The following is a 21,702-nucleotide window of genomic DNA, read 5'->3' as shown; positions in this document are numbered from 1 at the left end:
AAGCTCTTTCTTTTTCTATTATAATGCAATTAGCCGTCAGCAGGCTCGAAGAAAAATTCAAAAATCCCACGGGCGTACCGCAACGAATCCGCAGGTTATTTCTTCCAATCAGCCGCCAGCATGCCATAGACTGCATGGTCGATGTAACGATCCTCGATCAGCTCCGCCTGCCGGATGGTGCCTTCGCACATAAAACCAAGCCTCTCCGGAATGGCTCTGCTTTTATCATTCATCACTCCCGCCCTGATCTCGACGCGGTTCAATTGCAATTCGCACAAAGCATAGTCAACCAGCGACGAGCATGCTCTCGTCATAATGCCGCGACCCTGATATTCTCCGCCTAGCCAATAACCGATGGAAGTATGCCTGTTTTTCCAATCGATTTTATTTAGCCCGATACATCCCGCGATTGTACCCTTGTAAAAAATCCCGCAATGGAAGCCGTTGTTTTCGGCAAACTGCTGCAAAGCTTGAGAAATAAATTGTTTGATAGGCTCGGGATTATCCGTCTCCTTTACCCAAGGCAGCCATTTGCCCAGGTAAGCCCGATTTCGGTCAAGCAGTGCATACAGATCGTCCGCATATCTCATTTCCAGTATTTTCAGCTCGGTATCTTCCGCTACTTTATAACTAAACATCAAGACGCTCCTCTCTTACGTTAATTTTCATGGACTGCACCCTATTACCATAATATGGTATGGGCGCCATTTCAGCAATCAAAAAAAGACAGCCCGGCCTTCTCGAATGGCTGCTGTCCTCTTCATCGTTTTTACTGGGCTGCGCTTCTTATTTCCGCCAATCTGGCCGCACGCTGCTCCTTGCTCAACTTCGGGCACGTATAGCAATAAATTTCTTTCACTGTGCGGTAATACAAACAACATGCGGTTTTAAGCGGCATCTGCTTTTGCGGATCCGTCGAATGCTCGACCATCTTGTCGGTCACATTAAACGGATTGCGCTTGCGGCCGAATACGGCGGGCTCCAAACCTTTTTGCAAAAATTCGAGATCTTCGTGCACGCGTTCCCGAATCGAGCTATCTTCCACTTCGCTCAACATATGGTCCAAAAAGTAAGCGCGCCCGTTCGACAGTTGACCCCATAACTGTGCGATAGGGACGGAAACCGTATCCGCCATTTGCTCCATAATCGGTCTCAGCGTCGTTCCGTACAAAGCGGTCAGCACTTCTTTTCTCCAGATGTGGCGTTCTTCAAGGTTCACGGGTCCGTCTTGTACGACCCATTGTTTCAGTCGGAAACCGAAGAAATGATAGCCGTTTTTGTACAAAAGCTGAATTTGCAAGTTGCCGGGAGACAAATCCAGAGATTGATTGCAAATTGAAATGGCCGATTGCTGGGCAAAAATCAAGTACCGCAGCGCACCGCCGGTATACGTTGCGGCAGCAGCCGGCTCCAGCGCCTGAATGAGCGGCGCATATGTTTGCATCAGCCGTTCCATAGACTCTTTTTGCGCAAGCTCGTCTGATTGGAAGGACAGTACTTCTTGCTCCGCATCTGTTACATGAAAATGAAAACGCTGTGTCAGCTTATATAAGTCCAATTGTGCAGCCTGCATAGTTCCTCCCTTTGCATCCGGTTGCATTAGATGCCAGGTTAATGATAATGATAATCATTATAAGGATTTACGAAGCCGCTGTCAATCTTTAGTAGTTGACAGCGCGCATATCGCAAGCGGCTCAATCCGGTATTGCCGCATTCGCATAAAATAGTGTAAGATCATGGATGGAACTCCTTACATAAATAGAAAGTATGTGAACGCTCGGCATGAACAGCATGAACTTGAATGTCAAAATTGTAATCAGCAGTCTTTTTTTAATGGCGGTTTATTTGATCTCCGCGAAATTTTCCATCCTGCATATGCTCTTCTATCCTACGCTGGGCGCATTCAGCTTCTTGTTTTCTTCGCGCAAGCTCACGCGCAAAGAGGCGCTCTCCATGCTCGCAGGCGCCACAGCCGCCTCCGCAATCGGCGTCGGGATGTACGAAATTTACGACGGCCCCGTAACGATATTCATTGCCGCTCTGCTGGTGATGAGGATGATTTTGTTTTTCAAGCTTAACGCACCGCCGATTATCGCGATCAGCTTGATTCCTTTTTTCAGCCATCCGTCCAATCCCTGGATTTCGCCGGTTTTTACGCTAGTTTCGCTAAGCGGCCTTTTCCTTACGCTAGGCATTTCGGACCGGATCGTGCAGTACGCAAGCGCTCACCCACTATTCGTTACATTGTGGAGCAAACTTAAATTCTCGACTGAATCGCAAAGCGAATCCGCTTGAAAAACAAAAACCCGCACCTCTGCCGAATGCAGAAATGCGGGTTTCTTTTGTTTACCAGAGCGCCGGTTTGGCGACCATAAACCACATCATCGTTAAAGTAATGATGACGTACACGATCAGCGACCGCCGCAGCTTGGATACCAGAGCGGTCCGGTTCTCGTGCGGAGCTTTCAGCTGCCGGATGATCGGCGAGAACGCCCGGGCTATAAAATACAGGGAAGCTACCATAATAAGCACCGTCATCACGATCCACGACGTATTCCAGGTCCAGGACGTAATCCAGGTCAGCAGAATGCCGCTGCCGACAAGCGCATGACCCGCATGCTTGGTCAATCGAACGGTAATGCGGAAAGGCTCCAGAAAGTCGTCCAGCCTCTCAAACGGCGCTTTTTCGATTTTTGCCAATAGCGGAAACAGTACAAAGTAAGGGCCGATGCTCAAAATGGCGCTGAAAATATGTACATATAACAGTAACACATACCAGGACATCAGCCATCATCCAATCCAAGTGATATCCGGCAAGTTATTGCGCGGCTTGAAATTCATGTACCCAAACCTTCATATGCGGCAGCCAAGGCATCCCCGGGTGAATGGAAAGAATGCTTTCTTTATAGGCATCGACGGTCGGATACCCTTCCGCTTGCGCATCCGTGTCCGTCAGCTCGCCGAGCGATTGCCGGTATACGCCCGTCACGACAAAAGTTTTCCCCTGCAGCTCCATCTCTTCGCCGATATCCGCATAGCGTCCGTTCCGTCTGCACGCTGTTTTTTCTCCGGCCAACACTTTGGCGACTTCCTCTTCTTTGGTAACCAGACGGTCGACTGAGCATGTTTTTGGCGGTAAAGTTTCGTTCATTGCTGTTTGCTCCTTTTTGATCGATTATTCCTTACTTTCTGCGCTGCGCCGCGCTTCGCTTCTATTCCCGCAGCGCTTCCTTCAATTTCGTCGACATGCTGTCCATGGACCCGGCCTGGGTCCGCTTGCCGCTGCGCAGTCTGGCAGCCTCTTGTTTCAGCTTGGTGTGCTCATCCATCAACTGCCGGATATCCTCGATCAGCGCACGTCTCATCGGCTCATCCAGCTCCGCTCCGTCATGCAGCAGGCTCATCGCGGTCCGAAGACGGCCGTACAGGGTTAATGCCGGCTCCGTCATGCCGTACCGATGCAGTACAGGCGGCCCGATTCTTCCCAAATTTCGCCAGGCTGCAACGAAACGAGTCCGATCTGCTCCGCAGGCAGCTTCACATTAGGTGCATTTACAAGGTTCAATTGCGGCTCTGGACAGAAAAAGCCTTCCGTCGCTCCGTTGTTCCAAATCATCCACTGCTTGTAGGTCGTGCCGACATCGTAAACAAGCTTCACGTTAGCGCGGTGATCCGTCAGCTCCATACGGTTGCTGCCATTTTGGGCTTCCGTCGTGTAGTGATTGTCCATAGGCGCGTAAAATGGCGATAGGCCGCCCTGCTTCATCCGTTCTTCCTCGGCCGTCAAGGCCTGGAATTCGCCGGTAGGCAGCATTCTTTCGTTCAACTGCCAGCGTTTGCCGATCGTCAGCTTGAACGTGTAGTCCGCTGCGCTGCTGTCCGGCGCAAAAGGCGCATTGATCGCCGTATGAAAAGCGAGCAAGCAAGGCATCGCATCGTTGCCGTCGTTGCGCACCATGACGTGCTGATGAAGCCCGTTTTCACCCAGCGTATAAGTAAGCCGGATTGTAAATTCATGAGGCAAATAACGGTATACGAAATGCCCTTCTCTGACTTTTAAGAACAGCGTAACGCGGCTTTCATTATGATCTGCCGCATATTTTTCGACTTCCCATGGAATGTAGTGCACGAACCCGTGCAAATGATTGCCTGTCGCCGCTTCGTTGACCGGGAACTCGTACACTTTGCCATTCCAGGGAAACTTGCCGTCTTCGTAGCGGTTCGGCGGAAACAGCACCGGAATGCCGTGAATGCCTGGTCTTGCCTTAAAAGCTTCCATTTCCTCCAAAGCCGGCTCATGCAAAAAACGGTACTGCTTTTCCGTATCTCTAAAAGCAATCAGATTGGCTCCGATTTGCGGCAGCACCGCCGCCTCGTAACGTCCCGCTTTTAACCAGATAGCCTGTTCGCCTTGATAAGTCCCTTCGTAAGCTTGCGGTTGGATATTCATATTCTCCTCCTGACTAGTACTGACTCTTAAACTAATATAAGTTTACCGATTTCATTATGCAAGTCAATGTTAAAGTGGAAGAAAAGCCCAAAGTGCTTCTGCATCTCTGGGCTTTCGTTCTTATTTATGCTTCCACGCGATGTCGTTCCAGCGCAGTTCGTTGCGGAATGTTAGAGGCGACGTGTTTTTGTTGATGATCACGACCTCGATTCCGGCCATTTCCGCCCAATCCACAAGCTGTTCGGTCGTTACCGTGTAGGAGAACACGGTATGATGCGCTCCGCCTGCGTAAATCCATGCTTCCGCCGATTCGCTTAGCGAAGGCTGCGGTTTCCAGAGCACGCGGGCTACAGGAAGCTTCGGCATCGATTTTGTCACATTCACCGCGTCCACTTCGTTGATCAGCAGGCGGAATCGGTTACCCATGTCGATGATCGAGGCATTCAGCGCAGCTCCGCTTCTGCCGTTAAAAACGAGACGCGCCGGATCGGCTTTGCCGCCGATGCCGAGCGGATGCACTTGGATCGAAGGACGATTATCCGCGATCGTCGGACAAATCTCCAACATGTGAGCGCCAAGCACAAGCTCATTGCCCGGTTCCATATGGTAGGTGTAGTCTTCCATGAAGGAAGTGCCTTTGTTGTCGGCGATGATTTTCATAATGCGCGTCAAAGCGGACGTCTTCCAGTCGCCCTCGCCGCCGAAGCCGTAGCCCTGCTCCATCAGGCGCTGTACGGCAAGTCCTGGCAGCTGCTTCAGACCGTGCAGGTCTTCGAAGCTGGTCGTAAACGCGCCGAAGCCGCCCTCTTGCAAAAATGCTTTCATCCCCAGCTCGATCCGTGCCTGCTCGCGAATCGCGTCGCGCACAGGTCCGGCGGAGCGGCCTTCCGGCGTAATGTCGTACAGCTCGTTGTACTCATCCATCAGCCGATCGATTTCAGCCTCGGAAATGTCATTGACGCGCTGCACGAGATCTCCGACGCCGTAGCCGTTAATCGACCAGCCGAACTTGATTTGCGCTTCCACCTTGTCGCCTTCGGTTACAGCCACTTCACGCATGTTGTCGCCGAAGCGGGCCACTTTCAGGTTGCGGCCTGCGATGAAAGCCGCAGCCGTACGCATCCATCCGGCAATCCGGCTGATGACGGCCGGGTCTTCCCAGTAGCCGACAACGACTTTGCGGGCAATGCCGAGCCGCGCGCCGATAAATCCGTACTCACGGTCGCCGTGGGCCGCCTGGTTCAGGTTCATGAAGTCCATGTCGATCGTTTCCCAAGGAATGTCGCGGTTAAATTGGGTATGCAGGTGAAGCAGCGGTTTGCGCAGCTCCGTTAGGCCCGCGATCCACATTTTAGCCGGGGAAAACGTATGCATCCAGGTAATGATCCCCGCGCATGTATCGTCCGAATTCGCTTCGATGCAAAGTCTGCGGATCGCATCGGGAGTCGTCAGCACAGGCTTGAAAACGAGCTTGTTAGGAATAGAAGGATTTTGATCGATGCCTTGAGTAATTTGTTGAGAATGAGCATCTACTTCTTTTAACGTTTCCGGCCCGTACAAATGTTGACTGCCTGTCACAAACCAGAACACTTTTTCCGAAACTTGCAGCATAGTTACGCCTCCTAAATGGTTATAAAAGTGTATGAAAAATTAACTGCGGGCTTCTTCCCGGATGGCGCGCAGACGCTTCATCACGTCGTTCTCGCCACGGCCGAAATAGTCGTGAAGCTGGCTGTACTCCTGATACAGCCGCTCATAGACAGCTACGTTCTCCGGAATCGGCTTGAACGTTTCCTTGCGCACGCGGGCCATCTTTTGCGCTGCGTCGACGATGCTGTCGTAGCCGCCTTTGGCGGAGCCCGCCGCTACGGCGCCGAACATCGCTGCGCCCAGTGCAGGCGTTTGCTTGGAGTCGGCGATTTTGATCTCGCGGTTCGTCACGTCCGCATAAATTTGCATAAGCAGACGGTTTTTTTGCGGCAGACCGCCGCAGGCGTACAGCTCTTGAACTTCGACGCCGTTATTATGGAAAGCGTCGACGATTTTGCGCGTGCCGAAAGCGGTTGCCTCGAGCAGCGTGCGGTAAATCTCCTCCGGCTTCGTCAGCAGCGTATAGCCCAGGATCAGACCGTTGAGCTCCGTGTCGACGAGCACCGAACGGTTGCCGTTCCACCAGTCCAGCGCCAGCAGCCCGGTCTCGCCCGGCTTGTAAGCGGATGCACGGCGCTCCAGCCATTCGTGTACGTTGATGCCTTCCCCGTTGGCCGCCTCCTGTACGTAAGCGGGCACACCCTGTTCCACGTACCAGGCAAAAATGTCGCCTACCGCCGATTGGCCGGCCTCATACCCGAGATAGCCTGGAATGATACCGTCTTCCACGACGCCGCACATGCCTTCGACCTGCTTCTCTTCCGTGCCGAGCAGCATATGGCAGATCGAAGTGCCCATCGCCATGACCAGTTTGCCCGGCGTCACTACGCCCACGCCCGGAACGGCCGCATGCGCGTCCACGTTGCCGACCGCGATCGCGGTTCCCGGCTTCAGCCCCATCAGCACGGCCATCGTTTCCGTAAGCTCTCCGGCTTTCGTGCCCAGCGCCACCACATCGCCGCGCAGCTTCGTTTCGGTCACATTTTCCAAACGGGGGTCCAGCGCTTTAAAAAATTCTTTGCTCGGATATCCTTCCTGTTTGTGCCAAATGGATTTGTAACCGGCCGTGCAGCTGTTGCGCATAATTTGGCCTGTCATCTGGGAGACGACCCAATCGGTAGCTTCCAGGAAGCGGTCGGTCTGTTCGTAAATGTCGGGGGCTTCGTTAAGAATTTGCCATACTTTGGCAATCATCCACTCGGATGAAATTTTACCGCCGTAGCGCGGAAGAAAAGCCTCTCCCCTGGCTTCGGCAATTTCGTTGATCAAATTGGCTTCATCCTGTGCAGCGTGATGCTTCCACAGCTTCACCCATGCATGCGGATTGTTCTTCAGCTCCGGCTTCAAGCAAAGCGGAACTCCCTGCTCGTCAACAGGCAGCATCGTGCATGCCGTAAAATCGATGCCAAGACCGATCACGTCGGCAGGATCGACGCCGGACGCTTTCATCACGGCCGGAACGGACCGCTTGAGCACTTCAATATAGTCCGCCGGATGCTGCAGCGCCCAATCGTACTCCAGCTTGACGCCGGACTCCGGAAGCTGCTCGTCGATCACATTGTGCGGGTAAGGCGTTACATGGTCCGCAACCTCGGTTCCGTCGGACAGATTGACCAGCACAGCGCGGCCTGACTCCGTACCGTAGTCGACACCGATTGCATACTTCGTAGACATGGTTAGATCCTCCTTAGCGTACATGTTCATACAAGCTGAATTTTTCTATATCCAGTATAGCACTTGTACGTACAAGTTGACTAGATGCAAAATCAAATTTTTGCCGTCGACTCTCTGACAATGAGCTCCGGCTTATAAATTTTGCCCGTGGTTCTGCCTCTTTCCTGCTTATCCTCGATCATGCCGATCAGCAGCTCCGCCGCGTCGGCGCCCAGGTCCGTCTTGGGATGCGTGAGCGTCGTAAGCTTAACTTCGGTAGCGGTAGCCAGCGTCGAATCGTCAAAACCGACCAGGGAAATGTCCTGCGGAACTTGAAACCCGGATGTACGTACAGCTTCAAGCAAATGCACGGCCAGCTCATCGTTATAGCATACAAAAGCCGTCGGCTTCCCTTCCCCCTGAGCCAGCATCGCGACCGCCTGCTCGTAAGGCTTGTGCTTCTTCTCTTCGGTCGTGTAGTGCACGACCAGATCCGGCGAAAGCGCGAGGCCGTAGCTGTTGTGGGCGCGTATGAACCCTTTCAGCCGGTTGGCTCCTTGCAAATCATCGGTTTTGAAAAAACCGGCGATACGCCGGTGCCCCAGCTCGATCAAATGCTGCGCGGCCAGGAAGCCGCCCTCTTCGTCGTCCACCTTCATGCACGGGCAGTTCATTTCGGCGTACCGCTCGTTGATCATCAAATACGGAATTTCATGATAATCGAGAGACAAATAATAGCTCAGATTCGGATTGCCTTCCGCGCTCTTCGTCGGCTCGATGATCAGCCCGCTGAGCGGCTGGCTCATCATCATGTTCAAGCTCTCTTTTTCCTTCTCCTTGTCGTTGTCCGTGCTGGACAGGAGCAGCCTGTACCCTTTGCTGCGCAAAGCGGCTTCGGCTCCGCGCACGATGTGCGGAAAAATGTAGTCGGATATATATGTCGTCACGATGCCGATCGTCTGCACATCGCGGCCTTTTTGCGTTTGCGGAGTGGAAACGAACGTGCCCTTTCCCTGCACGCGGTACAGCCAGCCCTCCTGCTCCAGTTCGCCGAATGTTTGCCGCACCGTCTGCCTGCTCATTTGAAATTGCTCGGCAATTTCATTCTCGGAAGGCATCTGGTCGTTCGGTTTGAGCTTGCCGGCATGCAGCCAGGACAAAATTTCCTGCTTCAGCTGCAAATACTTGGGCATCTGTTTTTCTTTCATGTTTCACCTCGGGAGTATCGTTCTGAACGTATTATAGCATTCGCCCAACTTGTATGTACATATTCTCGGCAAAAGAGCCCCTTAAGCCGCTGCGCATTGTCGGGATGGATGGAAATCATGTCCGCGGCCACTTTATCCGGGCATCGTCCCAAGAAGAGAACCGAGAACCGAGAGCCGTGAGCTCCAATGCCCGCTGGAAAAAAATGCAGGCTTTTCCGCCAAACGGGCCGTTTCCATCAAAAAAGCCTGCACTTTCGCAGGCTTTTGCCAGCGGCCGCCAAACCGCTTGCACCCGCGCGGACTCATGGCGGTGAAGTGCACCCGCTCCACTCGGCGCAGCAAATTCCAAGAACGCAAGCGCTTCGCTGGCACGGCGAGCGAAAAAACCTGCGAAAGTGCAGGTTTTTGCTCGCCGCTACCGCCTGCAGCGAAATATTCCTGCAAATGTGCAGGCTTTTCTGCCGATACGCAGGGCTCAGGCCGTTTCCATCGAAAAAGCCTGCGCTTTCGCAGGCTTTTTCCAGCGTCCGCCAAACCGCTTGCACCCGCGCAGGCTCATGGCGGCGAAACCACCCGCTCCACTCGACGCAGCAAATTCCAAGAACGCAAGCGCTTCGCTGGCGCGGCGAGCGAAAAGCCCGCAAAAACGCAGGTTTTTGCTCGTCGATACGCCTGTACAACTAGGTTTTCTTCGTGGCCAGCGATCAAGGACGCGAATTCATGCATTTTTGCAGGTTTTCTTCGTGCAGCCAGACAGATTGGGGTTATCGCCTCTGACGCGGGGGGTGGGTTTTCAACAGCCTTTTCCATCGAAACGGCTCGTTAACAGCAACAGCCATAGTCGGAAAAAGCCTCAGACTGTCGGCAGTCCTTCATTATTCAAACTTCCTTCGATAATGCGATAAAGCAAGCAGTGGAAATATATACCGGTAACTATGATAATGGATATAAAACGTTCCTCCCATACCTTGGCCTTTTGGATAGTCGGTGCTCCAATCCTCTTTCTTAAGGGAATCCAGCAGATATGCTATTCCTTTGCGGATGGCTGCAGTGGGCCGGTCGGCAATTGTTATCAAGGCATCCAGTGCCCAAGCCGTATCCGTCAGCGTGCTTGTCTTTAACGGAACGTAGGTCGTTTGAATGTCGCTTTGGCACGACTCGCCCCAGCCACCGTCCGAATTCTGAATACTCGTCAGCCATGCCGCCGCCCTTTGCATGCTTGGATGGTTTTTCGATATACCCACCGCTTTTAAACCTGTAAGCGCACCCCATGTACCGTATATATAACAAATTCCCCAACGCCCGTACCACGAACCATCCTTCCGCTGATTGTTGAACAGCCAATTTACAGCATTCCGGATAATTCGATGGTTGGCGGGATGGTTCGTATAGTTCCCGAAAAATTCAAGCGTCCTTCCGGTCAAATCCGCACAAGAGGGATCCGCCAGCAAAAACCGGCCCTTTTCAAGCGGGAGAAATTCCAGCAGCTTGGAATCGGTATTTTTTTCAAAAGCAGGCCATCCGCCATTATCGTTTTGCATCGACAACAGCCAGCGGACGCCTCTTTCCCAGGCAGTTGGATTTTGCTGCGAAATTCTGTTTATGGACCTTAGCGAGGCAGTCGTGTCATCCACATCCGGATTCATCGTATTCACATCGGAAAAACCCCAGCCGCCCGGCAAGCTGTTGGGATTATGTACGGCCCAGTCGCCAAAACGGGTCTGCTGGCGGCTCAGTAAATAGTTGTTTGCCCTCGTCACCATAGGATCTTTGGGCGAAACTCCCGCTGCCTGAAGCGTATAACCGATTAACGAAGTATTCCACACATTAGCCGTTGTATATTGCATATGAGGATGGCCCTTAATTTCGCATTTCATTGCCCGAATCCCCCGGACGGCCTTGGTAATGACCGGATCCGTTCTTTTATACCCCATGGAAAGCAGGGCAAAAATCATCAGAAAGGTACTGCTGTAATAACTATAAAAAGTTCCGTCATTTTCCAAATGGTCCAGCATATATGTTTTGGCTCGCTCAAGGGCTAACTGATGCAGTTCACTCGGGATGCCGAGCAATCTTTTGACTCCGTCCTGAATAAAGTTGAGCAGCGAACGCCATTCGCTTGAGCGAATCCATTGGTCCTCATCATCGCGAATCAATTTCAAATCAGACAGGTCGGGAGCATTTGCTGTTTGAACGGAAAATTTACGATCAGCCAGGATCATAATCGGAGTCAGATTGGCCCTGCCGAAAACAGACAAAGAAAAGAAATTGATCGGGAAGCTGAGCGGGAGCAAAATCATTTCAATTGGCAGAGGGGTAGCGGACGGCCATTTATATTGCCCGGTCAGCGCCAGCATTATTTTCGTAAACATACTCACTTCCGATAAACCGCCATTGGCGAGAATAAACTTTCTGGCAGCGCTAAGACGCTCGTCATCTTTGCTGTAGAATCCGGAAAAAAGCAGCGCATAATAGGCCTCTACAGTGGTGGTTACATTCCCTTCTCCCTCATCATAAAAAAGCTTCCATGCCCCATTTTTCTGCTGTTTACTTAAAATCCTTTGGCAAAGCCCTGCAATTAATTCATTATCATTAATCTCTAAAGTCCGCAATAAAATAATCGTAAAAGCATCGGTAGAAATCCCCGTGTCAAACGGATAAGCCCACGAACCATCGGGAGATTGGTCTTTTCGAAGTGTTTGAATAATCCACTCCATCCCTTTCACAGTATCAATCATTCCAGCCCTCCTTCCTCCCGTAAAAGCATCTTTAGGCTATACATATTCGGTTCTGCTCTAGAGAATTCGTAAGGGAGGGAAGCTGCTTTCTTTTTCACAAGAAACCGCCCCAAAACACCTCTTGAAACGATTCGCGAGGAATTAAAGAAAAGAGAGAAACATTCCCATGCCATTTCAAATGAGTTATCGCTTTCAGAGAACAAACTTTTGAACAATGTTAGATTGATTACCCAAAGCCACAACCTTAATAATGTGACTAGAACAAAAGCCTATCTCGAGTTTTATCTCCGGCATCCTGAAATCCATTGGGCATTTTTAGGCCATATGGTATCGCGGAACGGCGGATGGAATATGACCGATCTCAAGGGTGAATATTTAACCAAATTGCTCACAAAAAAGGAGCAGGAATCGTTTTTCCATTTTTTAGAACGAGGCAATTGGCTGATTTTCCAAGATGTATACCCGCAATTTCTACTTTACGATGAAAGTTTAAAGCAAAATAAACCATTGTTTTATCTGCTGCCTCAACTGAATGTTTCTATTTTTATGGAAACGATTTGGAACTATTTTTGGAGAGCCCGAGATACATATATTGTTTCTATAGCGTTAGTTATCAATGAACAAAGCTACTTGGAACAGAGGGTCATTCAAAATCCCTATTATCAAAATGAAATATTAGACAAAATCAAATTTCATCTTCAGGATTGGCTGTCATTTAATCAAATTCTGTTTCCTTCGGAAGGTGAGAATGTAAAGGGGCGGACACTTCACCATTTCCAGTCTCTTCATGAGCGAATTTTGCTTGGGAAAAGGCTATATGCCGTTTTGTTTGCAAATAAGGATTTTAATAGGCAGGCCCTGGATTGGGCGAAACGGCATCCGCATACCGGATCAAGGAAGGATTACTGGCCGCATTTATTCAATGATGTAAATGAAGGCGCACCGGGAATTACTTATCCATTTAGGTTAAAATCGTGCCGTCTCCGCGAGGGAGCAAGGAAAATATACAGTCCAAGACTTGAGTATGCCTGGAAAAATGTCAGCCAGCCGGAAGCGGAACCGGGGGATTGGTTTCAAGATATAGGCGTGGCGGATTATTTAAAGGATGATATTGAAATGACGGACGGAGAGATTAAGGGTGAATACTGTAAAACATTGGAACGGCTTGAAGTTGCTGCGCTCGCCAAAAAAACGATTAGCTTTTTGGAATCAAGATAGTTTAACATGCGCAATGCTCGCATCAATGCTTGGTACGTACTCCGATCTCTATTTTGTCGGCAAAGGGCTGTATCAGTTTCCTCACAGGCTGCTGCCGGAAATTTTTTCGATTAATATCATCTTCACTCTAATCGGATTGCCTATATGGACGATGGTTTTTTTGTACTCTCTTTCCAACATGGATCGATGGACGAGGGCAGGTATGGTCCTGTTTGTCAGCTTGCTAATGCCATTTTTGGAAATGATAGCAGAGCGGCTAGGGTTGTTTCTTCATTCAGTTAAGTGGATGCATGTATACAGCTTCTTCGGTTATTTACTGTTTCTAACGTTAATTTCAGGGGTTTATTTTGGGTTAAAAAAGGAAGCGGATAAGCGCGGATAGCAAGCAGATTGAAGCACCCGACGCAAAAGGACCTCAAATTCCACTGCCAAGCGGAGAACGAGGTCCTTTCTTCAGGTAAAAATCCGGGCAAAGCGGGGCAGAAAATCAATTGACTTGTGGGGCAGCCCCTTTTTTCCTGGCTAAAATGGATTGGTAATCGAGTTTCATGTCATCCCCCATGGACAGCACTCGAAACCGGACGATGTCGAAAACTTCGCGTACTTTCTTTTGAATATGCTCATCCTCATAAAAAGCAAAAAAGCGCTGCGGCCGGTAGCTGTCCTCTTCCCAAATGCCTTCGCTTTCGCAGCCTCCGTACAAGCCCATGTACAAAATACCGTCCGGTTTCAGCACCCGTTCGATATTCCTCAGCACTTCAACCAGACTCGCCTTCGGCACATGCAGCAGGGCGTTCATCGTCCAAACCGCATCGAACGAAGCGGCAGGCAGATCAAGCCGGTAAAAATCCATCGCATACGCTTCGAGCTCTTTTTCCCGGCAAATGCGCACCATTTCCTCCGATAAATCGACGCAAACGACCTCACAGCCCCGCTCGCGCAAATAAACCGCCTGCTGCCCGGGACCGCTCCCCAAATCCAGCAGCTTCATACCGCGGCCTTCCGTCCGGAGTGTGGCGGCAAACTCGTCCATCTCCTCCGTTTTCCAAGCCTGCATGTCATTCGTATCCCTGTACCTGGCGTTATTGTCGTAAGTTTCTTTCAGTAGCTGTTTGACTTCCAAATCCACGGCCCGCAGCTCCCTTTAGTTTGAATTGAATCAATTGAAATAAAACCCGTTTCTCGTTATCGCTCAAATGCTCAACCAATCTGGCCGCGGCGGCAGGCAAAATCCACGCTTCAATCTCCTCCATGCTCCGTCCGGACAGCTTGAGATATTCGTGGATGTACGAAGCATAAAACCGCTTCTGAATAAACGCGACCAATGCGGCCATCGGCTTCGAGACGCCCTCGGGCACTTGGCCCGTGCGCAAAATGAGAGCCGTCCGCGCGGCGTCCGCCATCGTGTTTCCGCTCATTCCGGTCATCCAGTCCATCACCCATGTGCGCGTTCCGATCATGACATTGTCGGGATGCAGGTCGCCGTGGCACAGTCCTTCCCCGCCGCCAAGCGCATGCAGCCGCTCCACGATTTCCGATTTATCCGCGTCGTTCAACAAAGGCGCATGGCGAATCCGATGCTCCCACACTTCGCTCAGTTTGGGAAAATCCGCAGCTTGATGCCGATGAATCTCAACATGCAGCGAAGCTAACCGGCGCGCCAGTTTGGAGCAGTTCCACGGCGTGCGGCCGATCGTTTCCAGCATCGTCCTCCCGGAGGCGCGCTCATAGCGGATGCCCTGCCGCCCATCTACATGTATCCGCTCCAACGGTTCCGGGACAGGCAGCCCGAGCCGAAAAGCTTAAACACCGTCCGCTCGCTCTCTTCAAACACTTCCGCCGTTCTGCCAACGCCTAAGCGTTTACGCGTTTCCCCCGCCATAACTGCCGTCAGTCCTCTCTTCAAGTAGTCGAGATTCCAAGCTAAGAAGATGCATTGGCAGCGTCAACAAGCTGATCGAACCACTCATCGTCTTCGAGCATTTCTTCCACGGCCGAAATATGTTCTTCACTGCCGGATTCGCCCTGAAAATGCAGCCCGTAGCCCCATTCTTTTCGATTGGTGCTGTACAGCGTAATCTCGTAAGGCAGCGGATGGCCTTCCACCCGAAAGGCAACTTGGCCGACGTACCCTTCCTCCTTGCTGTGACGCATACTTGCCCGCAAAATTTCAAACATGGACAACATCCCTTCCTCTATGTAAATTGATGCAGATATGTTTCGCAAAGCCATGACCAAATCGTATGTACCGTCTGCTGCAAATTGCTTTCCCCGTCCAGGACGAAAAGCGGATGGTCGCGAAAATAATCGGCATGGCCGCCGGCAAGCCGAAGCGGCTTGACGAAAGCCGGCGCGTGCTTCCGGGGAGCCCAGCGCCAGCCGATGGCGCGGGCCGGGACCCACCCGCCCCACGTGCCGATCCGGGTCACCGGATCGGCGGCCCGGCCAGCCGCGCGGTCGCCGGCCGCGTATATATAAAGAACGCGCTGCCGCAAGTCCGCGGGGACGGCGCATTTGGGCGATCCGATCTGGATCACCCCGGCTATGCCCCGGCCCGCCCGCTCCAGGCGGGAGGCGGCGTGAACGGAGGCGACCCCGCCGCCGCTGTGTCCGATCAGAAGCAGCGGCTCATCGGGCGCCGAGTGCTCGCTTACGAAATCGCTCAAGCTTTTGCCTCCGTAGGCGGCGTTTTTTTGCCGGGCGCCATTCCAAAGATCGCTGGCGATTTCGTGCAGCTGCAGACGCCCTTTGCGGGACCAGTCCCCGTAAGGAAAAAAGACGCGCACCCGGCAGCTCCAGCCCGACTGATGAAAACGGCCGGCAAGCTCCTCGGCGCATCCATGCAGGAAGTCCGGAGCGGTCGCATAACCGGCCGACAAATAAATCGAGATCCGTTTCGTCGCAGACCGGAATATCATGAGCGGGGTTTCGCCCTGTTCGTCGGCTGCGCGGCAAGCGGGTCGTCCGGCCAATAATGCTTCGGATAGCGTCCTTTCAAATCTTTTTTCACTTCAAAATAAGCGTTTTTCCAGAAACTGGACAAATCCTTAGTCACCTGCACGGGCCGCTGGGCCGGCGAAAGCAGATGCAGCGTCAGCGCCACTTGCCCGCGGGCAATGCGCGGCGACTGCTCCAGTCCGAACAGCTCCTGGAGCCTGACCGACAAGGACGGAGCGCCGAGATCGCTATAATCGACCGGGATACGGGAGCCGCTGGGTACCGTAATATGCGTAGGCGCCCATTCGTCAAGCCGCCTGCGCCGTTCCCAAGACAGCATGTCCTCCCAGATGGAAATAAGCTGCAGGCGCTGAAGATCGCTGCGGCTTTTCAGCCCGTACAGATGCGGGCCGAGCCAGTCTTCCAGCGATTCCATCAGTGCGGGGTCGCTCAGATCGGGCCACTCGGCGTCAAACCGGTGCAAAAACATGACGCGCTGCTGAAACTGCCTCGCTGCGCGGGTCCAGGGAAGCATATCCGTTTTTTCGCTTCTGATTCCGTGAAGCAGCGCTTTGAGCCGCTGTTCCGGTTCCGGCTCGTGGACAGGAGCTTCTTTGATCGTCAGCGCGCCGAGCCTGATGCGCTGCCTGGCTTTGACAGACTGGGAAGCGGAGTCCCAGAACACTTCCTGTTCCTTCTCCAAGCGGTCGGCGAATGCGCCGGTCAGCTCCTCTTCCGCCAGCGGAGCCGCCATATAGATGCGGCTCTCCGCGCCCTGATCGTCAAGCTCCGCACAGGCGAGATAGCGCTCGTTCGAGAGCGCTTGAAGCTCGGTCAGCACGGCCCCGCGGCCGCTGCTGAGCAAAAAGCGCCCGGTCGACCGGAGCTGCGCGATCCGGTCGGGATAGGCGAATGCGAGCAGCAGCCCGCTCGCATCGGCCCTTTCCGCGCCGCTCGGGCGAATACCGAGCTGGCGCTGCAGCGCCCTGGCCTCCACCAGGATGCGGCGGGCCAGGGCCAAATCGAAGCCGCTTGCTTCGGCTTCGGCGTCCGTGCGCTGCTCCCTCCGGGCAGCGCTCCAAAGCGCCTCGATGCGGGTGCGCACATCCGCATCGCCGCCGGCGGCGCGCAGGAAGTCGCGCTCGCCGAGGATGGCCGCGAGCTCGCACGCCATTGCGCCGAGCCCGAGCGGCACGGCTTGCAGCACCATGTGCGCAAGCCTGGGGTGCAGCCCCAGCTCCGCGAGGTGTCGGCCGTGCGGCGTCAGGCTGCCGCCCTCGTGCAGCGCGCCCAGCTGCGCGAGCAGTTCCCGCGCCTGCCGGTACGCGGCGGCGGGCGGCGGGTCGAGCCAGCGCAGCTCGGCCGGCTCGGGCGCGCCCCAGGCCGCCAGCTCGAGCGCCAGCGGCGCGAGGTCCGCTTCGCGGATCTCGGGCGTGCCGCTCGGAGGCAGCTGGCGCTGCTCGTGCTCGGTCCACAGGCGGTAGCACACGCCCGGACCGAGCCTGCCTGCGCGGCCTCTGCGCTGGTCCGCCGAGGCTTGCGACACCGGCACCGTCGCGAGCCGGGTCATGCCGGTGCGCGGCGAGAAGCGCGGCACGCGCATGAGGCCGGAGTCGATCACGACGGCGACGCCCTCGACCGTCAAGCTGGTCTCCGCGATCGCGGTCGCCAGCACCACTTTTCTGCGGCCCGGCCGGCACGGGGCGAGCGCCTTATCCTGCGCCTCCAAGGGCATATTGCCGTAAAGCGGCGCAACGTCTACGGTTTTGTCCGCCATTTGCGCGGCCAGACCCGCTTGCACGCGGCGTATTTCCGCCGCTCCCGGCAAAAACACAAGGATGCTTCCTTCATGAGCCTGCAAAGCATGGATGACGCAGCGAACGACGTGCGGTTCGATGCTGCCTCCGACTTTGCCGCTTGCATAATGGGTTTCCACGGGAAACGCCCTGCCCTCGCTGTGAATGATGGGCGCATGATCCAGCATATCCGCCACAGGCTCGGCCTCGAGCGTCGCAGACATGACCAGGATGCGCAAATCTTCGCGCAGCAAGCTTTGCGACTGCCGGCTCAGCGCGAGTCCCAGATCCGCATGCAGGCTTCGTTCGTGGAACTCGTCGAAAATGACCGCTCCGATCCCTTCCAGCGCCGGATCGGCTTGCAGCATCCGCGTAAGCACGCCTTCCGTGATGACTTCAATGCGGGTCTGCGGCCCTACTTTCGTTTCCATTTTTACGCGGAATCCGACGGTTTGTCCGACTTGTTCGCCCAACTTGCCGGCCATATACCGGGCTGCCGCCCGCGCGGCGAGCCGGCGCGGCTCCAGCATGACGATTTTTTGCTCTCCGAGCCAAGGCTCGTTCAGAAGGGCGATAGGGACTTGCGTAGTCTTCCCGGCTCCCGGGGCCGCGATCAGCACGGCGCATGAGGAGGAGCGCAGCGCTTGTCTTAATTCCGGCAGTGCCGATTCGATGGGTAACGCTTGCATTCGTTTCACTCCGCTTTACTTAAGTTCGTACTTGTCGCCTTATTTTTACCGCTTTCACCGTTTTCATTGTTCCATGCGCCGGTCATCGTGTATACTGGATTAGACATATCCGTTCGTTAAAGGAGAAACAGAACATGAGTGTACATGAAGCGATAACCAGACATTCCACGAATCAGCATATGCATTTGGTCCAATTCGCCGCATTGGACGAGCAGCGCGAGCAGGCTATCGACGAGTGCGTCGAGCTGTGCAGGAACGGGCTCCCTTTTACGGTAGATCGCATCAACGCCATTACGGCGGCCATCGCTGCGCACGCCAAGCAGGGCATTTCCCCTCTGCGCTCATATGTAACCGAGCAAATGGTGCGCGATTACGCGAGCAAACTGTAAGGAGGAATTTTCGGGTGGGCGTACTAACTTTTATTTCCATGATTATTATCGGATCTGTATTCAGTGCCGGACTGCTGCTGATGTTCAAACAAAAGAAAGCTGCCGGAGCAGCCGTCATGCTGCTTTCCGTCGTATGCTATGTCGCTTATGTTTACATCGCGCATGCTTACTTTGTCTAGGGACAACTCTCCGTCATCCAAAAAGAACCGACTGCCGTTTGCGAGAGACGCAATCAACGGCGCGCCGAACCGATTCGGCCGCTTGTTTTCCGCGTCATATCGCCCGGCTGCTCCGGTTCTTTTTTTGCTCTATCCGGCCAGATTCATTTCCTTGATCGCGCGAAAAACCATCTCATAGTACGCCGCCGGATGCGGCACCAGAAGCTCGCGCTCGACGGTACGGCTGACCGGCTTCAATTCGCCGCTTTCCGCCGGCACTACGCCTCTGGCAGCAATGGAATCGGACCGGCGATGAATCAGCGCTTCGAGCTCCGCGATGGAAACCGCGAACAGGCCGCTTACTTCCTCCGGCTGCAGTGTGTAGCTGTTCAAAGGCCGGTCGCACCTGTGAACGAACACATGGCAAAACTCCCGATCCGTCAGCTTATCGGAAATATGATCTTCCTCGGCAAAAATACCGCAGGCGAGCAGCTCGTCAAATTCGGCCTGCAGCCCCAATTCTTCCTCCAGCTCCCGGATTCCGTCCTGCACCGTTTCTCCTGCGGCCAAATGCCCTGCGCACGAAATGTCCAGCAGATCCGGGAACAAGTCTTTATCCGGATGGCGAAGCTGCAGCAGCAGTTCCGGCGTATCCGTCTCGCAGCTGACGATCCAGCATTGAAATGTGCGGTGCCACAATCCTTTGGCATGCGCCTCGGAGCGCGGCGCAACGCCGAGCCAATTCATTTTTTCATCGTAGATGTCGAATAGTTCCTCTGCTTTACCCACGGCTAGGTACGTCTCCCCTCTCCTGTATGTTACAGCTCCGACAGCAATTCCGGCAGTTCTTCATAATGGCTGAAACATGCATCCCACGTACGGGCGGATGCCTCCGGCTCATGCCCATTTCGTTTCCAGGCCGCTTTCATACCGGCACGCCGGCTGGCCGCTACATCGTTCTCCAGATGATCGCCGACAAAACAGGCTTCCTCCGGCGATACGCCGAGCCGGCCGAGCGCTCTGGAAAATATGTCAACATCCGGCTTGCGCACGCCCTCGGATTCCGAAATCAATATAACATCCATCAGACGGTCGAGTCCAAGCGCGCGGATTCCCCGGCTTTGCAGCAGTTCCTTGCCGTTGGTGACGATGCCCAGTTTGATGCCCTGCTCCTTAAATTGGTGCAAAACTTCCAGCGCTCCCTTATACGGTCTGGCGTGGAGGCTGAAATGATCCAAATAATCTTGAAGCAGCGCTTCCCAGCCGACGCCGCCGATGACGAAGCGCGCTATGAGCTTTTGATACACCGTATCTTTCCACACGTAGCCGTGTTCGTCCAGTTCGATAAATGCATCCGCAAACGGATCTTTGGGGACATGAGGCATTTGCGGCCGCCAACGGTCATACTGGTCGCTGACGAAATACCGCAAAGAGGTATCGCGATCGAGCAGCGTTCCGTCCAGATCGAACAGCACCGCTTTGATTCCCGCCGGTACCCTCATGTTCAGCTTCTGCGCTGCGGCGAAGCTTTGCGCATCGCGTAAAGCTCGTCTTCCAACGAAGCCATTTTTTCCAGCAGCGTTTTTCTTGCGTCTTCCAATGCCAGATTATAAACCGGCACGGCAAGCTGCTGCAGCATCGTATCCACCAATTGTTCGGAGCCCATTCGGCCGAGAGTGATGCCATGATCCATCTCCAGGTGAGCTTGCAGGGCATCGATAAGAACTTCTTTTTCTTCTTTTGGCAGCTTGATCGGTATCATAATGGATATGGATTCTCCCTCCGCTATTTCATAATTTATAGTATACCATGATTATCCACGCGCACCTCACCTTGTTTTTGACGAAAAAAAACGGGCTGCCCCGAAGCAGCATGTACTGCCTGGGAATCAGCCCTTTTCAGGGAAGATCCGCGAGGTTTATGCGATCGACGTCGGAGCCCCGAAAGGCGAAGCGTAGTCGGGAATCGCACTCAAAATTTGCTCGGCCTCGCCGGAGCTCATCGCCCGGTCCGAATCAAACCGTTCGACGGCTGCGACGATTTTGGGGAACAGGTGGATATCTCCTGCGCTCGCGAAACCTGCAATCGCCGGAAAAGACAGGACGAAATGCACGCACGCATCGATCATTTCCTGCTGATCGAAAGGTTCGTACCAAGTCGAATAGGAGCGGCTCTGCTCTTCGGCCCACGGACCTTTGGCTATCGCCTTGATCGCTCTGACGGCAGCGCCGGACGCATTCGCTTGTTCCAGAAACCGCTCAAAATCGTTCCTGTACGCCTCGCGGGAATACAAATGATAGTTGAGCGGAAGCAGCACCGTATCGAACGGAAAGCGCTTAAGCGCTTCGGTATGCGTCGCAGGCGCCTGATGACCGTGGCCGGTAATGCCGATCGCTTTGACGATCCCGGCTTCTTTGGCTTCGATGAGCGCTTCCAATGCGCCGCCTTTTTGTGTGCAGGCATCCAGTTCTTTTAAATCGCCGACCGCGTGCAGTTGGATCAAATCTATCGTATCCGTCTGCAATCTTTCCAGCGAGCGGTAAATTTCCGCTTTCGCCTTCTCTTTCGTCCGTTCGCCGGTTTTTGTGGCCAGAAAAATATCGCCGCGAATGCGGGGCATCCAGGGGCCCAGACGCAGCTCCGCATCCCCGTAGCTCGCCGCCGTATCGAAATGATTCACCCCATGCTCCAGCGCATGCGAGATCGACGAATCCGCTTCTTCCTGCGTCACTTGACCGAGTTTCGCTGCCCCGAACATCAATACGGAGCTTTCGATTCCGAGCCGTCCGATAGTTCGATTGAGCATCGCGCCCCAC

At 53.8% G+C, this 21,702-nt stretch carries 26 protein-coding genes; 5 read left to right on the top strand and 21 right to left on the bottom strand.

Annotated features, from left to right (window positions below; genetic code table 11):
- Positions 1-95: 95 nt before the first annotated feature.
- On the bottom strand, positions 96-638 hold the full coding sequence (locus tag AC6RNO_RS00570; protein ID WP_497104196.1) for a GNAT family N-acetyltransferase: 543 nt from the start codon (positions 636-638) through the stop codon (positions 96-98).
- A gap of 131 nt (positions 639-769) precedes the next feature.
- Entirely contained in the window at positions 770-1,573 is an 804-nt protein-coding gene (locus AC6RNO_RS00565; protein WP_497104195.1) for a hypothetical protein, read from the bottom strand.
- Between the two features lie 209 nt (positions 1,574-1,782).
- On the opposite strand from AC6RNO_RS00565, the gene AC6RNO_RS00560 reads away from it, so the two are divergent.
- Positions 1,783-2,295 carry a hypothetical protein gene (locus AC6RNO_RS00560; RefSeq protein WP_474685655.1) on the top strand — a complete coding sequence of 171 codons (513 nt, stop codon included), beginning with the start codon at positions 1,783-1,785 and terminating at the stop codon, positions 2,293-2,295.
- Positions 2,296-2,346: 51 nt separating this feature from the next.
- Here AC6RNO_RS00560 and AC6RNO_RS00555 read toward each other — a convergent pair whose 3' ends face one another.
- From AC6RNO_RS00555 to shc, 9 genes are all read right to left on the bottom strand, one after another.
- Positions 2,347-2,784 carry a DUF2269 family protein gene (locus AC6RNO_RS00555; protein WP_474685653.1) on the bottom strand — a complete coding sequence of 146 codons (438 nt, stop codon included), beginning with the start codon at positions 2,782-2,784 and terminating at the stop codon, positions 2,347-2,349.
- A 34-nt stretch (positions 2,785-2,818) separates the two neighbouring features.
- Positions 2,819-3,151, bottom strand: coding sequence for an ASCH domain-containing protein (locus tag AC6RNO_RS00550; protein WP_474685651.1), 333 nt, complete (start codon positions 3,149-3,151; stop codon positions 2,819-2,821).
- A gap of 61 nt (positions 3,152-3,212) precedes the next feature.
- Positions 3,213-3,449 (bottom strand): hypothetical protein, encoded by a 237-nt coding sequence (locus AC6RNO_RS00545; protein ID WP_474685649.1) that lies wholly within the window; start codon positions 3,447-3,449, stop codon positions 3,213-3,215.
- Positions 3,446-4,450 carry an aldose epimerase family protein gene (locus AC6RNO_RS00540; RefSeq protein ID WP_497104194.1) on the bottom strand — a complete coding sequence of 335 codons (1,005 nt, stop codon included), beginning with the start codon at positions 4,448-4,450 and terminating at the stop codon, positions 3,446-3,448. The genes AC6RNO_RS00545 and AC6RNO_RS00540 overlap by 4 nt, the downstream gene beginning before the upstream one ends.
- A gap of 120 nt (positions 4,451-4,570) precedes the next feature.
- Complete coding sequence (gene araA, locus AC6RNO_RS00535; protein WP_488436460.1) at positions 4,571-6,061, bottom strand: L-arabinose isomerase; 1,491 nt, start codon at positions 6,059-6,061, stop codon at positions 4,571-4,573.
- Between the two features lie 39 nt (positions 6,062-6,100).
- Positions 6,101-7,774 carry a ribulokinase gene (locus tag AC6RNO_RS00530; protein WP_474685642.1) on the bottom strand — a complete coding sequence of 558 codons (1,674 nt, stop codon included), beginning with the start codon at positions 7,772-7,774 and terminating at the stop codon, positions 6,101-6,103.
- Between the two features lie 92 nt (positions 7,775-7,866).
- Complete coding sequence (locus AC6RNO_RS00525) at positions 7,867-8,961, bottom strand: substrate-binding domain-containing protein (RefSeq protein ID WP_497104193.1); 1,095 nt, start codon at positions 8,959-8,961, stop codon at positions 7,867-7,869.
- Between the two features lie 132 nt (positions 8,962-9,093).
- Entirely contained in the window at positions 9,094-9,405 is a 312-nt protein-coding gene (locus AC6RNO_RS00520; RefSeq protein WP_497104192.1) for a hypothetical protein, read from the bottom strand.
- A gap of 431 nt (positions 9,406-9,836) precedes the next feature.
- Positions 9,837-11,699 (bottom strand): squalene--hopene cyclase, encoded by a 1,863-nt coding sequence (gene shc / locus AC6RNO_RS00515; protein ID WP_497104191.1) that lies wholly within the window; start codon positions 11,697-11,699, stop codon positions 9,837-9,839.
- A 129-nt stretch (positions 11,700-11,828) separates the two neighbouring features.
- Between shc and AC6RNO_RS00510 the strand changes: the two genes are divergently transcribed.
- The gene (locus AC6RNO_RS00510; RefSeq protein ID WP_497104610.1) at positions 11,829-12,917 is read left to right on the top strand and encodes a DUF2515 family protein; all 1,089 of its coding nucleotides are present in this window, start codon (positions 11,829-11,831) and stop codon (positions 12,915-12,917) included.
- Complete coding sequence (locus AC6RNO_RS00505) at positions 12,838-13,299, top strand: CBO0543 family protein (RefSeq protein WP_488436456.1); 462 nt, start codon at positions 12,838-12,840, stop codon at positions 13,297-13,299. Before AC6RNO_RS00510 ends, AC6RNO_RS00505 begins: the two co-directional genes overlap by 80 nt.
- A gap of 105 nt (positions 13,300-13,404) precedes the next feature.
- Here AC6RNO_RS00505 and AC6RNO_RS00500 read toward each other — a convergent pair whose 3' ends face one another.
- Genes AC6RNO_RS00500 through hrpB form a run of 6 tightly spaced genes read right to left on the bottom strand, consistent with a single transcriptional unit; the run spans position 13,405 to position 18,339 of the window.
- Positions 13,405-14,046: a class I SAM-dependent methyltransferase gene (locus AC6RNO_RS00500; RefSeq protein WP_474685634.1), complete on the bottom strand. Its 642-nt coding sequence runs from the start codon at positions 14,044-14,046 to the stop codon at positions 13,405-13,407.
- Positions 14,000-14,686 carry a phosphotransferase gene (locus AC6RNO_RS00495; protein WP_497104190.1) on the bottom strand — a complete coding sequence of 229 codons (687 nt, stop codon included), beginning with the start codon at positions 14,684-14,686 and terminating at the stop codon, positions 14,000-14,002. The genes AC6RNO_RS00500 and AC6RNO_RS00495 overlap by 47 nt, the downstream gene beginning before the upstream one ends.
- Positions 14,668-14,823, bottom strand: a complete 156-nt coding sequence (locus tag AC6RNO_RS00490) for a hypothetical protein (protein ID WP_497104189.1) — start codon at positions 14,821-14,823, stop codon at positions 14,668-14,670. The genes AC6RNO_RS00495 and AC6RNO_RS00490 overlap by 19 nt, the downstream gene beginning before the upstream one ends.
- A 17-nt stretch (positions 14,824-14,840) precedes the next feature.
- Positions 14,841-15,095 carry a hypothetical protein gene (locus tag AC6RNO_RS00485; protein WP_474685630.1) on the bottom strand — a complete coding sequence of 85 codons (255 nt, stop codon included), beginning with the start codon at positions 15,093-15,095 and terminating at the stop codon, positions 14,841-14,843.
- A gap of 17 nt (positions 15,096-15,112) precedes the next feature.
- Positions 15,113-15,835 (bottom strand): lipase family protein, encoded by a 723-nt coding sequence (locus tag AC6RNO_RS00480; protein WP_497104188.1) that lies wholly within the window; start codon positions 15,833-15,835, stop codon positions 15,113-15,115.
- Positions 15,832-18,339 (bottom strand): ATP-dependent helicase HrpB, encoded by a 2,508-nt coding sequence (gene hrpB / locus AC6RNO_RS00475; protein WP_497104187.1) that lies wholly within the window; start codon positions 18,337-18,339, stop codon positions 15,832-15,834. Before hrpB ends, AC6RNO_RS00480 begins: the two co-directional genes overlap by 4 nt.
- A gap of 134 nt (positions 18,340-18,473) precedes the next feature.
- Between hrpB and AC6RNO_RS00470 the strand changes: the two genes are divergently transcribed.
- Positions 18,474-18,728 carry a DUF2533 family protein gene (locus AC6RNO_RS00470; RefSeq protein WP_488436454.1) on the top strand — a complete coding sequence of 85 codons (255 nt, stop codon included), beginning with the start codon at positions 18,474-18,476 and terminating at the stop codon, positions 18,726-18,728.
- A 14-nt stretch (positions 18,729-18,742) separates the two neighbouring features.
- Positions 18,743-18,907: a hypothetical protein gene (locus tag AC6RNO_RS00465; protein ID WP_474685621.1), complete on the top strand. Its 165-nt coding sequence runs from the start codon at positions 18,743-18,745 to the stop codon at positions 18,905-18,907.
- A 129-nt stretch (positions 18,908-19,036) separates the two neighbouring features.
- On the opposite strand, the gene AC6RNO_RS00460 is transcribed toward AC6RNO_RS00465, so the two are convergent.
- The 4 genes from AC6RNO_RS00460 to AC6RNO_RS00445 all read right to left on the bottom strand — a co-directional run bounded on the left by AC6RNO_RS00460 (position 19,037) and on the right by AC6RNO_RS00445 (position 21,692).
- Positions 19,037-19,675: an NUDIX domain-containing protein gene (locus tag AC6RNO_RS00460; protein ID WP_497104186.1), complete on the bottom strand. Its 639-nt coding sequence runs from the start codon at positions 19,673-19,675 to the stop codon at positions 19,037-19,039.
- Between the two features lie 29 nt (positions 19,676-19,704).
- A complete protein-coding gene (locus tag AC6RNO_RS00455; protein ID WP_497104185.1) occupies positions 19,705-20,388 on the bottom strand; it encodes an HAD-IIIA family hydrolase in 684 nt (227 codons plus the stop codon).
- Between the two features lie 2 nt (positions 20,389-20,390).
- Positions 20,391-20,648, bottom strand: coding sequence for a DUF2164 domain-containing protein (locus tag AC6RNO_RS00450; protein ID WP_474685616.1), 258 nt, complete (start codon positions 20,646-20,648; stop codon positions 20,391-20,393).
- A 156-nt stretch (positions 20,649-20,804) separates the two neighbouring features.
- Positions 20,805-21,692 carry an aldo/keto reductase gene (locus AC6RNO_RS00445; protein ID WP_497104184.1) on the bottom strand — a complete coding sequence of 296 codons (888 nt, stop codon included), beginning with the start codon at positions 21,690-21,692 and terminating at the stop codon, positions 20,805-20,807.
- Positions 21,693-21,702 lie beyond the last annotated feature (10 nt).

This window comes from Paenibacillus sp. sgz302190, from assembly GCF_059820445.1.
This window is presented reverse-complemented; position numbering and strand designations above follow the sequence as displayed.